Genomic DNA, 17,116 nt, shown 5'->3' with positions numbered 1-17,116 from the left:
CGTATTGCCTCACTTGCAGATGTTACCCTGGCGGCGCCGTGGCCGATGACGATCCGAGGTCGCCTGATGGGTCGCGCCAGGTAGCTTTCCCGGCTTGCTCGATGAGAGGGGCTGTGGGCGGGTCGGGCCCTACATAGCCCGAGCCGTCCACAACCCCGGGCAATGGGGCTGCGGTCGTGACGTCCGCAAGCGGCTCCTTCGCGAGCAACTGCTTAACAGTCTTCCGTCGAAGCACCCTCAGCAGACGCTGCACAATAGAATGCTGCGTCGGCCCGAAATCCTCGGGGTATTTCTCGCTCAGCCGGCAGACAATGGTGAGCGCAGTTAGCTGCGGCTGCTCGGCGAGCCAACCCTCGATCACAGCAATATGCGGATCGAGCTTGGACGGCATGCGAACCCTGGTTTTATAGGGCCGACGGGTGCGCCGGTGTGTGGCACGTGGCTCGCCGGAGGTCGTCGTCTTGCCGAGCGTCTTCGCAAAGGTGGCTGTGGTGGCTGGCGCGGTGCTCGTGCTGGCGGCTTGCAGGCCGCGCACTTGTCCGGCACGACGATCGACGCGATTGCCGAGTTCGTCCTGGGTCGCGCGAATCTCGGCCAACAGCCCGACCGGATCGAGCGAGCGATACTGATCGCGCAGCCGCTTCTTTACGGCTGCGGTGACCTTGGGATGCGCCAATGCACGCTCATAGGGTGTTGATGGGAGATGATAGCGCTTGATCACTTTAGCCCCTTCGCGGCGCTTCTCCTTCAGCTTGAATGACGGCTGGAAGAAGTTGACGTAGAGCCTTGCCGCCGCATAGAGGCGACCCATCACGCGCGCCGTCTCGACGCCATCGAAGCGGCCATAACCCATGAGGCGGCGGACGACGGCACCATTCTTCTGCTCGACGAACGCCTGATCGTTCTTCTTGTAGGCGCGCGAGCGTGTGACTTCGAGCTTCTGTTCGCGACACCATGGCACTACGACATCGTTCATGAAGGCGCTGTCGTTGTCGAAGTCGACGCCGCGCAACAGCCAGGGGAACAGGCTCTGTGCGCGGTTGATCGCCTCGACGACCAGCGAACCTTCCCGCGTCACCAACGGCAGACACTCCGTCCAGCCCGTGGCGACATCGACCATCGTCAAAGTCTGGATGAACGAGCCAGCCACCGACGTTCCGCCATGGGCGACCATGTCGACCTCGCAGAAGCCAGGCGGCGGGCTGTTCCAGTCATTGAACGTGCGGATCGGGACCTCGCGCCGGATTGCCGAATAAAATCCGGCACGGCGTCGCCTGCCACCGCTCGCCGCGACCTTCACGTCCACGAGCAGGCGGTCGATGGTTGCGGGGCTGATCGAGAGAACACAGTCACGATCCGCCTGGCCAAGTCGCAATCGGCCATGTTGCTCGAGGGCAGGCAGCAAGGTCGGGATCATCACCTTGAGCCGCTTGCCGCACACCCGATCCGACGCCTCCCACAGCGCCGTCATCGCGTCCTTGATCGTCGCGCCATATCTACGCTTGCGCTCTCGCGGTGCCTCAACTGCGCCGGGCCCAACCGTTGCGCGTCGCCGGAGTGCGCGCACCGCATGCTTGCGATGCCAGCCCGTCCTCGCGCACAGCTCGTCAAGGATCCGCCCCTTCTCCGCTCGTTTGGCCGATCGGTAACGTTCCATCACCGCCGACACCACCTCGCGCCTCGCGCCCATGCTGATCTTTCCCGCCATGGAGGCCACCGAACCAATTTGGTGGCGCCGCTGCATTCACCGGCGAGAAGTTGTCCAGTAACATTCTGGGTGAGGCAATGCGCACTCTTATATGTCCCAGCACACAAAGGCGCGGCCAAGCCACTGCGGCACGCGAGGAATACCCGACGTGGACATCGAGCCAACTGCTGTGAAGGTATTCTTTTGGAAAGAGTGACCGATTACCGGCCCATTTGGTTCATCGTCCCGGCAGATTTGAAAAATCAGGCTCATTCCCCTCGGGACCCTACGAATTCAGCGACGGGCTCCGCTAGTTGAGGCGCAAGAGTCAGATCTTGCGAATCCGAGTCAAGTCCGCTGCGAACCGATAAAAAGTGCTTTCATTGGTGGGCCCGGCAGGACTCGAACCTGCAACCAGACCGTTATGAGCGGCCGGCTCTAACCATTGAGCTACAGGCCCCGCCGCGAGACGGCTCGCGGGACTGCGCGGCCGGCAACGGTGCGCGGTTCGTTTACAGGGACGGAGGCGGGGGTGCAATGCTGGCTCTGGCGGATGGGAGCGCCGGCGCAGCAAGGCCTGATATTTTTGAATAACCGAAATTGGCGATGATGCCCTTATAGTCCTGTTTTGCCCGACGGCGCAAGCCCACCTCGCCGAGTCTTCGCCCCCGCCCTCTGGCAATCGCGCCAGGGGGCTCGGTTCTCGATCCGTAACCTCTTGTGATCCCTTGATCTTTCTACTGTGCATGGGGTTGTTTTCGCACATTTTGTTGGGAGGGGGCTTCCGATCCCCTCCGATGTCGCGTTGGCGCGCTGCCGGCGCGCGGCAGTTCCGCAGGCGCTAGTCCACCGACACGCCGGCGAACTCCACCACCTTGCGCCACTTCTCGGTCTCGTCGGTGACCAGCTTGCCGAACTCGGCCGGCGTCATCGGCTTGGGGATGCCGCCGGTCTCGGTGAGGCGCGCGACCAGCTTCGGGTCCTTCAGCGCCTCGTTGACGGCCTTGTTAAGGATCTCGATCACGTCCTGCGGCGTGCCCTTCGGCGCGGAGATGCCGTAGAAGCCGACCGATTCGAAGCCGGGCAACGTCTCGGCGATCGCGGGCACATCGGGCACGCTCGGCCAGCGCTGCGGCGAGGTGACGCCGAGCGCGCGGACATTGCCGCCCTTGGCCTGCTCCATCGCGGAGGGCAGGTTGTCGAAGATCAGCTGCACCTTGTTGGAGATGATGTCGGGGAACGCGATCGCAGATCCCCGATAGGGCACGTGCACCATGTCGCACTTGGACATCACCTTGAACAGCTCCGCCGACATGTGCACCGAGGTGCCGTTGCCGGACGAGGCAAAGGAGATTTTGCCGGGATTGGCCTTGCAGTAGTCGATGAACTCCTGAACCGTCTTCGCCGGGAACGCGTTGGAGACCACCAGCATGTTGGTGAGCTGCATGATGCTCGCGACCGGCACGGTGTCGCGCAGGAAGTCGAACGGCAGCTTCTTGTAGAGCGAGGTCGAGATCGCGTTGTTGGGCGCGACGAACAGCAGCGTGTAGCCGTCCGGCGGCGAGGTGATCGCGGCAGCGGCCGCGATGTTGCCGCCCGAGCCGGTGCGGTTCTCGACGATGAACTGCTGGCCGAGGCGGTCGGTCAGCCACTGCGCCATGATCCGCGCCACGATATCGACCGGGCCGCCGGCGGAGAAGCCGATGATCCAGTGCACGGGACGGTCGGGATAAGCGGCGGAGGCGGGAGGTGCGGCGCCCAACAGCGTTGAAAGGAAAACCAGCCCGCAAACACTGTTACGCAAAATTCGCAACATGACGTCTCCCATTGTTCTATTGTCGTTGGGCTGCATGCTTTCACAAAATCGGGGCGCTGCCTACATCCCGCAAGTCGATGTTGACGCGCCCCCGCCGGGACCGACCATGAGATTCGCTTTTGTTTTCCTGCTCGGCGCGGCGCTGCTTTCAAGCCCCGCCGCCGCTCAAACCGGAGCCAACGCCATTCCGACCAACACACCCAGCCTGACGATCAGCTTGGGCACTGCGACGCCCGGCGGCGGTTTTCCGCTCTATGGCAACGCCTTTGCGCAAGTGATGAACGCGGCCGATCCGCAAGTGATCATCGCCCCGCGCAACACCAAGGGCAGCAACGAGAACATTCCGCTCTTGGAGAAGGTCGCGCTCGATCTCGCCCTGGTCGCGGGCGAGCCGGCCTATGAAGCCTTCGCCGGCATCGGCCGCGCGAAGGTCGCGCTGAAGATTCTCACGGCGATTTATTCCAACCCCGGCATGTTCGTGGTGCGCGCCGATAGTCCCTACAAGGCGATTCGCGATCTCGTCGGTCAGCCCGTCGCATTCGGCGCCAAGGGCTCGGGCCTGCCGATCCTGGCGCGCTACGTGCTCGATGGTCTCGGGTTGAAGCAGGACGAGGACTTCAAGGCGATCTATCTCGACCGCGCCGGCGACGGCCCCGCGATGGTCGAGGATGGCCGCGTCGCAGCACTCTGGGGCGCCGGCATCGGCTGGCCCGGTTTCGCGGCGGTGGCCTCTAGCGTATCAGGCGCGCGCTTCATCGCGCCCAGTGCCGAGGAGATCGCGCGCATCCGCGCCAAGCATGCCTTCCTGAAGCCGCTCACCGTGCCGGCCGGCAGCTACCCGAACCAGTCCGAGCCGATCGCCTCGCTCGGCTCCTGGAGCTTTGTGCTGACACGCGAAGATTTGCCTGACGATGTCGCCTATCGCCTGGCGAAGACGCTTCACGGTGTCGAGCCGACCTTCTGCAAGCAGCTCGCGCAAGCCTGCGAGACTACGGCCGCGAACACCGTCGCCGCCGCGCCGAAGCCCGAGCTGATCCATCCCGGCGTGATCAAGTACTTTCGCGAGATCGGGGTGGTGAAGTAGCGCGCTTCCTTCCTTCTCCCCCTGTGGGAGAAGGTGGCGCGAAGCGCCGGATGAGGGGTATCTCTCCGCGAACTCAACAGCGAGTTGGACTCGCGGAGACGACCCCTCACCCGGCTTCGCTTCGCGAATCCACCCTCTCCCGCAAGGGGAGAGGGTGCACCGTCAGCGCGGCGTCGCTACACCCTCACTTCTTCACCATCGCGCACGCCGGGTCCGGCGGACCGAACGCCTTGTCGCCCGAGATCGTGGTGAGGATCTTGTAATAGTCCCACGGATATTTGCTTTCCTCCGGCGTCTTCACCTGCACCAGCCACAGATCGTGCACCATCAGATTGTCTTCGCGTAAGCGGCCATTGCGGGCGAAGAAATCCTCGATCGGCTTTTCCCGCATCTTGGCGGCCACCTTGAGCGGATCGTCGGTGCCGGTGTCCTTGATGGCGTTGAGATAGTGCATCACGCTCGAATAGACGCCGGCCTGCCACATCGACGGCATCTTGTTCATCTTGGCGAAGTAGCGCTTCGACCATTCGCGGGTCTTGTCGTCCAGGTCCCAATAGAACGATGTCGTCAGCAACAGCCCTTGGGCTGCCTGCAGGCCGAGGCCGTGGATGTCGGTGATCAGCGCCAGCAGCGCCGCCATCTGCTGGCCGCCCTTGAACACGCCGAATTCGGAGCCGGTCTTGATCTCGTTCATGTTGTTCGGCGGACCCGCCGCAATGCCGATGATCTTGGCCTTGGAGGCCTGCGCTTGCAGCACGAAGGAGGAGAGGTCGGGCGTCGCCAGCGGCGGCTTCACCGAGCCCAGCACCTTGCCGCCATTGGCGGTCACGACCGCCGAGGCGTCGCGCTCCAGCGAATGGCCGAAGGCATAATCGTCGGTGATGAAGAACCAGCTGTCGCCGCCGCGCTTGACCACCGCGTCCGCGGTGCCGACCGCGAGCGCGCGGGTGTCGAACACCCACTGGATCGCATAAGGCGAGCAGAACTTGCCGTGGAAATCCGCGGTGCCGGTGGAGTGGGTGATGAACAGCCGCTTCTTCTCGTTGGCCATGTTCTGCACCGCGAGCCCGACCGCGGAGACCGGCACGTCGACGATCAGATCGACCTGGTCGACGTCGTACCAGCGCCGCGCAATCGCGCCGCCGATATCGGCCTTGAGCTGGTGGTCGCCGACGACGATGCTGATCGGCTTGCCGAGCACGGTGCCGCCGAAATCGTCGATCGCCATCTGCGCCGCCGTCACCGAACCCTGGCCGGTCGGCGCCGAGGCCGGACCGTTCATGTCGGTGAGCACGCCGATCTTGACGACGTCGTCGGACACCTGCGCCATTGCGGCGCCCGGCAGCAGCGTCGCCGCCAGGAACGTCGCTGCAAAGCCGGCAGCGACCGGCAGTCCAAATCTCGTTGGCTTCATATTTGTCCTCCCCTGATCCGGCGCGTTGGCCGGTGTACCCCGGGTATGGCCCGGCTGAATTGGTTTCTTTTGCAACTATTTGGGGGCGGGCGTCAACGTCAGGCGGCGAAGCGGATTTGTCCGGCCGGGGAGGGATCGTAGCCGGTCAGCTCCTCGGCGCGCTGGAGCAACCGCTTTTCGCCGAGGAACCGGATCAGGCCCTGCATAGCGGGGCGGAAATAGCTGCGCTGCCGCATCGCGAGGTCGAAGTTCTCCCAGACCAGCGGCACGAAATCGAGGCCGGCCGAGCGCGCGGACGCACGCGTCGCGATGCCGCAATCGGCCTGTCCCGCGCGAACGATCTCGGCGAGATCCGGCCCGGTCAGGGCCGGCATCTCGATCCGGCGCAAATCGCGCGTCGAGGCGCCGGCGCGCTTCAGCAGCACATCGAGCAGCATCTGCGCGCCCGTGCCCTGCTGTCGCATCGCCATCCTGGCCCCGAGCGCGAGCACGTCGGAAAGGCCGCGCAGCCGCTTGGGATTGCCCGGCGGCAGCACGAGACCCTGCTCGCGGCGCGCGAACGCGACCAGCAATGCATCATGCAGGTCCGGAGCGTCTCGCAGGACCGTCGCATTGGCCTCGGCGGCAAGATTGCCGTCGGCGTCGACGCTGTGGAAGTGCATTGCCACGGCCATCACCTCGTCGCGCTGTAAGCGCTCGAGCCCGCGTGCGCTGCCCTCGCTCATCGAGCCCAGGCCCGAGCCGGATTCGCGCAGACTCCAATCCAGAAGCTCGTCCTGGCTGCCGCCGACGACCGGCGGCGGCTCCGCGATCAGCATGCCGGCCGGGCGCGCCAGTCCGGACAGCACCCAGAGGTCGAGTTCGTGCCGCGGGAAGAGCCATTTTCCGGTCACCTTGGTGCAGGGGATCGCACCGGTGGTGACGAGTTCGTAAAGCTTGCGTTCGCCGAGCCGAAGATAGTCGGCGGCTTCGCTGGTCGTCAGGAATTCCATCCTGCATTCCTATGCAAATTCTTGCTTCTTTTTGACGTTCGACGCAGGTGGAATTCTGCATTTCAAGTTTTGTCCGCCACGACCATGCCCGATCATCTCGCTGCTTTGCAACACATCCCCACGCGCGATCTCTGCCTTGGTGAACGATCCTGAATTGCTCGCGTGGTGCGGATCTTGCGGTCTTCGCGCGCGGCGCATTGCCGGAATTTCCCGACGCTGCGGGCGCAATGTGCAAACGCGTCACGAGTGCGGCGCAATCCATCAGCATCATGATCGCGTCATAGCCAGTGGGAACCCGATCATGGCCGTCCGCCGCCTCTCCGTTGCACTCGCGCTTCTCTGCGGCCTCGTCGCCGGCGTTGCAGCGTCATCCGCGGAGGACCGCGCGATCGTGCTCGCCACGACCACAGCGACGCAGGAGTCCGGCCTGCTCGACCATCTGCTGCCGATCTTCCGTGAGAAGACCGGCATCGAGGTGACGGTGATCGCGCGGCGCGCCGACGAGGTGCTCGAGGGGGCACGAAGGGGCGAAGTCGACGTCGTGCTGATGCATGCACGGCCGCAGGAGGAGAAATTCGTTGCCGACGGTTTTGCGGTGAAGCGCTTTGACGTGATGTACAACGACTATGTGCTGATCGGGCCGAAGAGCGATCCCGCCGGCGTGAAGGGCAAGGACATCGCGACCGCGCTGAAGGCGATCGAGGGCAAGGGCGCGCCGTTCGTGACGCGCGGCGACCGCTCGGGCACGCATGCCGCGGAGCTCGCGCTCTGGATCGTCGCCGGCATCGACATCGCCCGTACCAAGGGCGCATGGTATCGCGAAGCCAAGCAGGACATGGCCTCAGCCCTTGATGCAGCGCGCACGGCGAACGCCTATGTGCTGTCCGACCGTGGCAGCTGGATCGCTTTTCGGGATCGCGGCGATCTCGACATCGTCGTCGAAGGCGACAAGCGGCTGCTCAATCAGTACGGCGTGATGCTGGTGAACCCCGCGAAGTCTCCGAACGTCAAGAAGGAATTGGGGCAAGACTTCGTCGACTGGCTGATCTCGCCGGACGGGCAGGCGGCGATCGCCGGATACAAGGTCGACGGACAACAGCTGTTCTTCCCCAATGCGGACAAATCGGGCGGCTGACGTTCGTGTCGCCAGCGGTTGCCAAACCGGGCGATGCATGGTCCATCATGGCGCATGACCCAGCGCCTGCCGCCATCGCTGACGCCACTCGACGCCGCGCTCGCCGCGTTGCTGAAGGGGCTTGATCCGCTCGCGCCGGTGGAGTTGCCGCTGAGCGAAGCGGCCGGCTGCATCGCCGCGGGCAATCCGCTGCTCGCGCCTCGACCATCCTGTGACGTCGCTGCCGCGGACGGCTGGGCGTTATGCGCCAATGATCTGGTCGGCGCGTCCTCCTATTCACCGCTGCCGCTGCCGACAGCGCCCGCCTGGGCCGATGCCGGCGACGCGATGCCGGCGGGATGCGACTGTGTGCTCGATGCTGACGCAGTCGAGGTGTCTGGTCCGCTCGCCCAGGTGTTGGCGGAGGGCGTGCCGGGGCAGGGCGTCAGGCGCGCAGGAAGCGACATCGACGGACGAACGCCTGCCGCCGCAGAGGGGTATCCGGTCGGTCCTGCCGCTCTTTTGCTCGCGCGCGCCGCCGGGCTGGACCGGCTGAGCGTGCGCCGTCCGCGGCTGCGCATTGTCAATGTATCAGGTGCAACGCTGACCATGCATTTGATCGCGGACATTGCTCGCGCCGCTGGACTGGATGTGCAGACGAGCGAGGCCGGCGCGCGAGACGCGGGATCGATCGCGGAGACGTTGGGGACGCCTACCTGCGATCTCCTGCTGACGATCGGCGGCAGCGGCGTCGGTCGCAAGGATGCCGCGGTCACGGCGCTGGCCCAGGGTGGTGACGTGATCGCCCATGGTCTTGCGCTCCAGCCCGGACGCACCGCCGCGATCGGGCGGCTGGGAACCATTCCTGTCGTCGGCTTGCCCGGATCGCCGGACCATGCGCTCGCGGTCTGGCTCGCGCTCGTGCTGCCGCTCGTCGACCTTCTGTCGGCGCGGCAGCCGCGCCGACAGATAGTCTTGCCGCTCGCGCGAAAAATTGCATCCAGCGTCGGCATCGCCGAAATGGTCCTGCTGGCCGAGGAACATCATGCGTGGGTGCCGCTTGCGGTAGGAGAATGGCCGCTCCAGGCAATGGCCCGTGCTGATGCATGGCTGCTTGTTCCCGCCGGCCACGAGGGATTTGCAGCGGGCGCGCCGGTCGATGCCTATCTGATGCGGGAATGATATGGGTTTAGCATGACCATGATCCCGCAATCGCAAGTCCGCAGCGCACTCGAACAGGAACAGTTCCTGAAAATCCTTTCCCGCGAGGAGGCCCAGGCACGCTTCGAGGCTGCGCTGTTCCCTCGCGCGATCTCAAGCGAAAGACGCAAGCTCGCAGCAGCGCTCGGCGCGTCGCTTGCTGAAGACATCACTGCGCCAATCGACGTGCCACCGTTCGACCGTTCCAACGTCGACGGCTTCGCGGTGCGCTCAGCGGACCTTGCGACAGCCGGCGAAGGTGCGCAAGTTCGCCTCGCGCTGAATGGCGAGACTATTCACTGCGGCACCGTACCCGCGCTGCAGGTGGCGGCGGGAACGGCAACGCCGATTGCCACCGGCGGTCCGCTGCCGCGCGGTGCCGATGCCGTGGTCATGGTCGAGCATACCCAGCCGGCGGGATCGGCCACCATCGACGTCCGTCGCGCCGCCTCGCCCGGGCAATTCATATCCTACGCAGGATCCGATATCGCGCGCGGCGAGGCGCTGCTGCGCGCCGGCACGATCGTGGGCTCGCGCGAGGTGGGCATGCTGGCGGCTTGCGGTCTTGCCGAGGTGAGCGTCGTGCGCAAACCTCGTGTGGCCGTGATCTCCACCGGCGACGAACTGGTTCAGCCCGGCGAGGTGCTCGCGCCTGCTGCGATTTACGATACCAACGGCGCGATCGTCACTGCTGCGATCGACGAGAACGGCGGAGAGGCGGTTTTCCTCGGCGCCATTCCCGACGACGAAGCTCAGCTCGAAGCCGCCATGCGGCGTGCGCTGGCGGACGCCGACATGCTAGTGCTCTCCGGCGGCACGTCGAAAGGCGCCGGCGATCTGTCTCATCGCATCATCGGCCGGCTCGGCCAGCCCGGCATCATCGCGCATGGCATTGCGCTCAAGCCCGGCAAGCCGCTGTGTCTTGCGGTGTGCGACGGCAAGCCGGTGGTGATCCTTCCCGGTTTTCCGACCTCGGCGATGTTCACCTTTCACGACATGATCGTGCCGGTGTTGCGCAAAATGGCCGGACTGCCGCCGCGCTCCGATGCCAAGGTGAACGCGACCGTGCCGGTGCGCATTGCTTCCGAGCTCGGCCGCACCGAATTCGTCATGGTCTCGCTGGTCGAAGGCAAGGACGGCTTGATCGCTTATCCCTCCGGCAAGGGGTCCGGTGCGATCACGTCGTTCGCGCAGGCCGACGGTTTTCTGCGCATCGACGCACTCGCCGACCAGATGCCGGCCGGGACCGAAGCCGAGGTGACGCTGTTCACGCCGCATGTGCGAGTGCCCGATCTCGTCATCGTCGGCAGTCATTGCACCGGCCTCGATCTCGTCACGGCGCAACTCGCGCATGCCGGGCTGACCGTGCGTTCGATCGCGGTCGGCAGTCTCGGCGGACTTGCGGCGGCGCGGCGCGGCGAATGCGATCTGGCGCCGATCCATCTGTTCGACGACAAGAGCGAGACCTACAATGCGCCTTACCTCGTCGAAGGTCTCGAACTCGTGCCGGGCTGGCGACGGATGCAGGGCATCGTGTTCCGCAAGGGCGACAAGCGTTTCGAAGGCCACAGCGCGAAGGACGCCGTCGTCGCGGCGCTCGCTGATCCCTCCTGCATCATGGTCAACCGCAACCAAGGCGCCGGCACGCGCATCCTGATCGACCGGTTGCTCGGTGGTGCGCGCCCGGAAGGCTACTGGAACCAGCCACGCTCGCACAACGCGGTGGCCGCGGCGGTCGCGCAGCATCGCGCCGACTGGGGCATGACCATTGCGCCGGTCGCCAAGGCGGTCGGCCTCGGTTTCATTCCGCTCGCGGAGGAGCATTATGACTTCGCGTTGGTGACGGCGCGGAAGCAGCGTCCGGCGGTGCGGGCCTTTCTCGATGCGCTCGGCTCGGACGAAGCGCGTGCCGCGCTGGAGCGGGCCGGATTCCGGCCGGCGTAGAGCTTGGTTAGGACGCCGCATCCAGTGCGGCGAGCCGCTCGGCTTCCGCGATATCCTCGACCGTATTGGCATTGAAGAACGGATCGAGCGGTTCGGTCGGCCACGTCACGGTCGCGAGCGGATAACGCGCGGTCCAGCGGTCGATCTTGCGGAGATCCTCGACCACCAGCGCGTGACGCAGTTCGTCTCGCAAGCCAACGCGCCACAAGCCTATCACCGGATGCGACTGGCCGCCCGACGCCGCAACGGCGAGCTCGGCATTCGCCGCGATGCATTCGTCATGCAAGCGCGCGACCAGATCGCGCGGCAGGAATGGACAGTCGCCGGCGGCACTGAGCACCCATTCCACCTCAGGCCGGTTCGCCGCGGTCCAGTCGAGCGCGGCAAGGATGCCGGCGAGCGGACCGGGAAAGCCGGGCACGTCGTCGGCGACGACCTGCAAACCGAAAGTGGCGAAGCGGGCGGGATCGCCGTTGGCATTGAGGATCAGCCCGCTGCATTGGGGTGATAGGCGCGCGATCACGCGTTCCAGAATGGTGCGGCCGCCAATGGTGCGCATCGGCTTGTCGCCGCCGCCCATGCGCCGCGCGAGGCCACCGGCGAGCAGCACGCCTTGCGTGGTCGGAAAGCTAATCGTCACCACCTTCACCCTTGCGCTTGTGCTTGGCCGCTTCCTCCTCGACGTAAGCGAGGTTCTGGTCGTAGACGATGCGCTCTTCCCCCGACAACGCGATGAAGCGTTTGCCGCGCGCGCGGCCGACCAGCGTCAAGCCCACCTGCCGGGCGAGATCGACGCCCCAGGCGGTGAAGCCGGAGCGCGACACCAGGATCGGAATTCCCATGCGGACCGTCTTGATCACCATCTCAGAGGTGAGCCGTCCCGTGGTATAGAGGATCTTGTCGGATGCATCGACGCCGTGGCGGTACATCCAGCCCGCGATCTTGTCGACGGCGTTGTGACGGCCGACATCCTCGGTGTAGCAGAGCGGCTCCCCCTCCCTGCACAGCACGCAGCCGTGGATCGCACCGGCTTCCAGATAGAGCGAGGGCATGGTGTTGATGGTCTGAGTCATCTGGTAGAGCCAGGACGTACGCAGCTCCGCCTTCGGCAACGCCACGCTCTCGACCGCCTCCAGCAGATCGCCGAAGGCGGTGCCCTGCGCGCAGCCCGAAGTCTGCGTTCGCTTCTTCAGCTTGGCTTCGAAATTGGTGTTATGCTCGGTGCGCACCACCACGACCTGGAGGTCGTCGTCGTATTCGACCTCGGTGACCGCGTCATTATACTTCAGCATGTTCTGGTTGAGCAAATAGCCCAGCGCCAGATATTCCGGATAGTCGCCGATCGTCATCATGGTGACGATCTCCTGCGAATTCAGATAGAGCGTCAGTGGCCGCTCCACCGGCACCTTGATCTCGATTCTGGCGCCGGACTGGTCGGTCCCGGTCACGCTTTCGGTGAGGCGCGGGTCGTCGGTATCAGGGACGATCAGGGGCACTGGGGCTTTGTCGATCTTCATCATGGCCGCGACGTTAGCATGACATTCGGGTCAAGCCGATATAAGCATGCTAGCGAGAGAACGAAATGCCGCCTTTTCGTCATTGCGAGCGAAGCGAAGCAATCCGGGCTGCCGCTGTGGATCCATTCCTAGATGCTTCGCTGCGCTCGCAATGACGGAGGAGAGAGTGGTTCCATCAGGGACCTGGTCGCTCGCGGAGACGGAGCTGGAATGAAAGTCATCGGCCTTGCGGGCTGGAGCGGTGCGGGCAAGACCACGCTGTTGACGCGGCTGATCCCGCATTTCAATGCGCTTGGCTTGCGCGTCTCGGTCATCAAGCATGCGCATCACCAGTTCGACGTCGACGTTCCCGGCAAGGACTCCTGGCGCCATCGTGAGGCCGGCGCGGCCGAGGTGCTGGTTGCTTCGTCAAATCGCTGGGCGCTGATGCACGAATTGCGCGGGGCGGCGGAGCCGCGACTGCCGGAACTGTTGAGCAAATTGTCAGCCGTCGACCTCGTCGTGATCGAGGGTTTCAAGCGCGAGCCGCATCGCAAGATCGAGGTGCATCGCGCGGCCAACGACAAACCGTTGCTGTTTCGCGATGATCCCGGAATTTACGGGATCGCGGCCGATGTCGCCATTGAAACACGACTGCCGACCGTCCATCTCGACGATATCGCCGCCGCCGCGGAATTGCTGCTGCGCGCGGCGATGCCGGTCGAGGAAGCGGTCGCGAAAAGCGCTGCGATGCGCTGACGAGGCACCATGGCGCAATTGTCGGACGATTGTTTTGCCTTCGGCGGACCGATGATGTCGGTCGCCGAAGCCGTTGGCCTGATCACGACGCGCGTCAACGCGATTGTCGATCTCGAAACCGTGACACTCATCGATGCTGATGGGCGGGTGCTGGCCCGCGATATCGCGGCGCCGCTGCCGTTGCCCCCCTTCACCAATTCCGCTGTTGACGGCTACGCCGTGCGCAACGCCGATCTTCCGGACAGCGCCGAGCGGGCACTCCCGCTCGACGGCCGCATCCAGGCCGGCGGTCTGGCACTGGCGCCGATCAAGGCCGACCACACTGCGCGCATCTTCACCGGCGCGCCGATGCCGCCGGATGCCGAAACCGTCTTCATGCAGGAAGACGTGCGCGTAGACGATGCCGGCCGAATCGTGCTGCCGCCGGGGCTGAAGCCGGGCGCGAATGTCCGCCCTGCGGGAGAGGACATCCCCCAGGGCCACATCGCGCTGCGCGCAGGCCAGCGCTTGCTGCCGCAACATGTCGCGCTCGCGGCGGCGTTCGGCCTGGTCGGGCTCGACGTCGTCAGGCGCATCCGTGTCGCGGTGTTCTCGACCGGTGACGAATTGACCTCGCCCGGCGAGCCGCGCGCGGCCTCGCAGCTGTTCGATTCCAACCGCTTCATGCTGATGGCGATGCTGCGCCGGCTCGGCTGCGAGGTCAGCGATCTCGGCATTTTGCGCGACGAACGTACCTCGCTTGCGAATGGCCTCAAGCAAGTCGCAGGCACGCACGATCTGATCCTCACCACCGGCGGCGTCTCGACCGGAGAGGAGGACCACGTCAAGGCCGCGGTCGAAAGCATCGGCTCGCTGGTGTTGTGGCGGATGGCGATCAAGCCGGGACGGCCCGTGGCGATGGGCATCATTGCGGGCACGCCGCTGATCGGATTGCCGGGCAATCCCGTCGCGAGTTTCGTCACCTTTGTGCATGTGGTGCGGCCGACGGTGCTGGCCCTTGCGGGCAGCCTGCCGGCGCCGCTGTTGCCGATCCCGGTGCGTGCGGCATTCACCTACAAGAAGAAGGCGGGCCGACGCGAATATGTTCGCGCCTCCTTGCGGCGCACGCAGGACGGCGCACTCGAGGCAATCAAGTTTCCACGCGAGGGGGCTGGGCTGTTGTCCTCTCTGGTCGACACCGACGGCCTCATCGAGCTCGATGAGGAGGTCACGCGTGTCGAGCCGGGGCAGAGCGTGGGTTTCCTGTCCTATGCCGATTTGCTCTGAGTCTGAACGTGATGCTGGTGCTGGCTCGGCGTTGACGCCATCGGTCGCTCCCGCCATGTTGCGCCGATGACCAGAACGACGCTCGATCTCACCGGACTGAAATGCCCGCTGCCCGCCCTGAAGACGCGCAAAGCGCTGAAGCCGTTGCATCCGGGGGATCAGCTCGAAGTGTACTGCACCGATCCGCTGTCGGTGATTGACATTCCGAACCTGATCCGGGAGACCGGCGACACGGTGGAGATCACCGAGCGCAACGACGCGCGCATCGTGTTCTTGATTGAGAAGGCCGATCGATCGATAGAAAATATCAATGGTGCGCCGCCCACTTAGCTCGCGGTCACTCGGTTGATACCTACCTTTTGTCTATCGACATCGATCATCACTTCTGCCCCAATTGACCGTCCTCCGCCGAGACGCGGAGGTCGAGTCGTGCCTGCGATATGCGGAGCAAATGGGCCGTCGAAAGAAGCCCGGCCGTGGCGTCGGGCATAGTCCCCACGGTTAGGGGTTTAACGTCTCGGATGCGCGTGACGATCCTGGCGCGCGTCGATCATTGTGCGGAGCAGCAGGGACAAAGGCTGCGCTGCAGGCTGAGGAACAGGACCGTCGTGGCAGGCCGTTCAGAAGGGCGGCTTTAGGGGAGGAATGCATGTCTACCATCGAGAGCGCTGGAACACTTTCGGGTGCCGGCGCAGGTTTTCTGGATCGCGAGCGGACCATCGCGACCGCCGGGTTCAATCGCTGGCTGGTGCCGCCGGCTGCGCTGTGCATCCATCTCTGTATCGGCATGGCCTACGGCTTCTCGGTGTTCTGGTTGCCGCTGTCGCGCGCGATCGGAGTTACCGCGCCGAAGGCGTGCGCGGACATGTCACTGTTTCAGGAGCTGTTCACGACCAGCTGCGACTGGAAGGTCGCCAGCATGGGGTGGATGTACACGCTCTTTTTCGTGCTGCTCGGTATCGCGGCTGCGGTCTGGGGTGGCTGGCTGGAGCGCGTAGGCCCGCGCAAGGCCGGCTTCGTCTCGGCCTTGTGCTGGTGCGGCGGCCTCTTCCTCGGTGCGATCGGGGTTTACACCCATCAGCTCTGGCTGTTGTGGCTGGGTTCGGGCGTGATCGGCGGCATCGGTCTCGGTCTTGGCTATATCTCGCCGGTCTCGACGCTCGTGAAGTGGTTCCCGGACCGTCGCGGCATGGCGACCGGCATGGCCATCATGGGTTTCGGCGGCGGCGCCATGATCGGCGCGCCGCTGGCTAACCTCTTGATGAACTACTTCAAGACCCCGACCTCGGTCGGCGTCTGGGAGACCTTCGTCACGATGGGCGTCATCTACTTCGTGTTCATGATGATCGGCGCGTTCCGCTATCGCTTGCCGCCGCCCGGCTGGCAGCCCGAGGGCTGGACCGCGCCGTCGAAGGCCAACGCGATGATCTCGAAGGCCAACGTCCATCTCAACGATGCGCACAAGACGCCGCAATTCTGGCTGATCTGGTGGGTGCTGTGCCTGAACGTGTCGGCCGGCATCGGTGTGATCGGCATGGCATCGCCGATGCTGCAGGAGATCTTCGCCGGCAAGCTGATCGGCCTGCCGGAGGTGGGCTTCAACGCGCTCGATGCGGGGCAGAAGGCGCAGATCGCCGCGATCGCCGCGGGCTTCGCCGGATTGCTGTCGCTGTTCAACATCGGCGGCCGCTTCTTCTGGGCATCGCTGTCGGACAAGATCGGGCGCAAGAACACCTACTATACGTTCTTCATCCTGGGCATCGTGCTCTACGCGCTGGCGCCGACCTTTGCGGCGATGGGTTCGAAGCTCCTGTTCGTGCTTGGCTTCGGCATCATCCTATCGATGTATGGCGGCGGCTTCGCCACCGTGCCGGCTTACCTCGCCGACATGTTCGGAACCCAGTTCGTCGGCGCCATCCATGGCCGGCTGCTGACGGCGTGGTCCACCGCAGGCATCATCGGTCCCGTCGTCGTCAACTACATCCGCGAGTTCCAGCTCGCGGCAGGCGTGCCGCGCGATCAGCTCTACAACACGACTATGTACATCCTCTGTGCGATGCTGATTGCGGGCTTGATCTGCAACTATCTGATCAAGCCGGTCGATTCGAAGTGGCACATGAAGGACGCCGATGTCGCCAAGTTGCAGGCTGCAAGCGCCAGCGCCGCCGCCGCGGGGCCGCACGGCTCCTACGGCATCGGATTTGGCGGGCTTGACGCCAAGGCGGCGCTGTTCTGGGCGTTCGTCGGCGTCCCCCTGCTTTGGGGTGTTTGGAAGACATTGGAGAGCGCGGTCAAGATCTTCTGACCGTCGTCGAGACAGAAGCGGGATGCTCATCAGGCGTCC

The 17,116-nt window shown here is 64.8% G+C and carries 14 protein-coding genes and 1 tRNA gene; 8 read left to right on the top strand and 7 right to left on the bottom strand.

All coding sequences use genetic code 11. From position 1 onward, the window contains the following. Positions 1–22: 22 nt before the first annotated feature. The 3 genes from IVB42_RS05955 to IVB42_RS05945 form a co-directional block, all read right to left on the bottom strand. The gene (locus IVB42_RS05955; RefSeq protein WP_247469845.1) at positions 23–1,708 is read right to left on the bottom strand and encodes a transposase family protein; all 1,686 of its coding nucleotides are present in this window, start codon (positions 1,706–1,708) and stop codon (positions 23–25) included. 363 nt (positions 1,709–2,071) lie between these two features. Further along, positions 2,072–2,147 (bottom strand) — tRNA-Ile (locus IVB42_RS05950). Positions 2,148–2,528: 381 nt separating this feature from the next. After that, positions 2,529–3,503: a tripartite tricarboxylate transporter substrate binding protein gene (locus IVB42_RS05945; RefSeq protein ID WP_039799642.1), complete on the bottom strand. Its 975-nt coding sequence runs from the start codon at positions 3,501–3,503 to the stop codon at positions 2,529–2,531. A gap of 106 nt (positions 3,504–3,609) precedes the next feature. Here IVB42_RS05945 and IVB42_RS05940 point away from each other — a divergent pair, with 106 nt between their 5' ends. Then, the gene (locus IVB42_RS05940) at positions 3,610–4,587 is read left to right on the top strand and encodes a TAXI family TRAP transporter solute-binding subunit (protein WP_247397686.1); all 978 of its coding nucleotides are present in this window, start codon (positions 3,610–3,612) and stop codon (positions 4,585–4,587) included. A gap of 184 nt (positions 4,588–4,771) precedes the next feature. Here the strand turns inward: IVB42_RS05940 and IVB42_RS05935 are convergent, their stop codons facing one another. Both IVB42_RS05935 and IVB42_RS05930 read right to left on the bottom strand, forming a co-directional pair. Then, positions 4,772–6,001, bottom strand: coding sequence for an ABC transporter substrate-binding protein (locus IVB42_RS05935; protein ID WP_018456163.1), 1,230 nt, complete (start codon positions 5,999–6,001; stop codon positions 4,772–4,774). 98 nt (positions 6,002–6,099) lie between these two features. Then, positions 6,100–6,993 carry a helix-turn-helix transcriptional regulator gene (locus tag IVB42_RS05930; protein WP_247397688.1) on the bottom strand — a complete coding sequence of 298 codons (894 nt, stop codon included), beginning with the start codon at positions 6,991–6,993 and terminating at the stop codon, positions 6,100–6,102. Between the two features lie 301 nt (positions 6,994–7,294). Between IVB42_RS05930 and IVB42_RS05925 the strand changes: the two genes are divergently transcribed. From IVB42_RS05925 to IVB42_RS05915, 3 genes are read left to right on the top strand one after another with little or no spacing between them, the layout of a single operon-like run. Continuing rightward, positions 7,295–8,128, top strand: coding sequence for a substrate-binding domain-containing protein (locus tag IVB42_RS05925; RefSeq protein ID WP_247397690.1), 834 nt, complete (start codon positions 7,295–7,297; stop codon positions 8,126–8,128). Between the two features lie 54 nt (positions 8,129–8,182). Next, positions 8,183–9,289 carry a molybdopterin-binding protein gene (locus IVB42_RS05920; RefSeq protein ID WP_247397692.1) on the top strand — a complete coding sequence of 369 codons (1,107 nt, stop codon included), beginning with the start codon at positions 8,183–8,185 and terminating at the stop codon, positions 9,287–9,289. Positions 9,290–9,301: 12 nt separating this feature from the next. Further along, entirely contained in the window at positions 9,302–11,251 is a 1,950-nt protein-coding gene (locus IVB42_RS05915; protein WP_247397694.1) for a molybdopterin biosynthesis protein, read from the top strand. A gap of 7 nt (positions 11,252–11,258) precedes the next feature. Here the strand turns inward: IVB42_RS05915 and mobA are convergent, their stop codons facing one another. Beyond that, the gene (gene mobA, locus IVB42_RS05910) at positions 11,259–11,894 is read right to left on the bottom strand and encodes a molybdenum cofactor guanylyltransferase MobA (protein WP_247397712.1); all 636 of its coding nucleotides are present in this window, start codon (positions 11,892–11,894) and stop codon (positions 11,259–11,261) included. Further along, positions 11,881–12,771, bottom strand: coding sequence for a formate dehydrogenase accessory sulfurtransferase FdhD (gene fdhD / locus IVB42_RS05905; RefSeq protein WP_247397715.1), 891 nt, complete (start codon positions 12,769–12,771; stop codon positions 11,881–11,883). Before fdhD ends, mobA begins: the two co-directional genes overlap by 14 nt. Before the next feature lie 207 nt (positions 12,772–12,978). On the opposite strand from fdhD, the gene mobB reads away from it, so the two are divergent. The 4 genes from mobB (at position 12,979) to IVB42_RS05885 (ending at position 17,077) form a co-directional block, all read left to right on the top strand. After that, positions 12,979–13,506 (top strand): molybdopterin-guanine dinucleotide biosynthesis protein B, encoded by a 528-nt coding sequence (gene mobB, locus IVB42_RS05900; RefSeq protein ID WP_247397717.1) that lies wholly within the window; start codon positions 12,979–12,981, stop codon positions 13,504–13,506. A 9-nt stretch (positions 13,507–13,515) separates the two neighbouring features. After that, positions 13,516–14,772: a gephyrin-like molybdotransferase Glp gene (gene glp / locus IVB42_RS05895; protein WP_085384381.1), complete on the top strand. Its 1,257-nt coding sequence runs from the start codon at positions 13,516–13,518 to the stop codon at positions 14,770–14,772. Between the two features lie 66 nt (positions 14,773–14,838). Beyond that, on the top strand, positions 14,839–15,102 hold the full coding sequence (locus tag IVB42_RS05890; RefSeq protein WP_018456154.1) for a sulfurtransferase TusA family protein: 264 nt from the start codon (positions 14,839–14,841) through the stop codon (positions 15,100–15,102). A gap of 319 nt (positions 15,103–15,421) precedes the next feature. Next, positions 15,422–17,077, top strand: a complete 1,656-nt coding sequence (locus tag IVB42_RS05885; RefSeq protein WP_018456153.1) for an OFA family MFS transporter — start codon at positions 15,422–15,424, stop codon at positions 17,075–17,077. The last annotated feature ends 39 nt before the right edge of the window (positions 17,078–17,116 follow it).

It is taken from the genome of Bradyrhizobium sp. 45 (assembly GCF_023073155.1).
Taxonomy (GTDB): Bacteria; Pseudomonadota; Alphaproteobacteria; order Rhizobiales; family Xanthobacteraceae; genus Bradyrhizobium; species Bradyrhizobium canariense_D.
The sequence above is the reverse complement of the archived record's forward strand: the minus strand, read 5'-3'. Positions and strand labels throughout refer to the sequence as shown.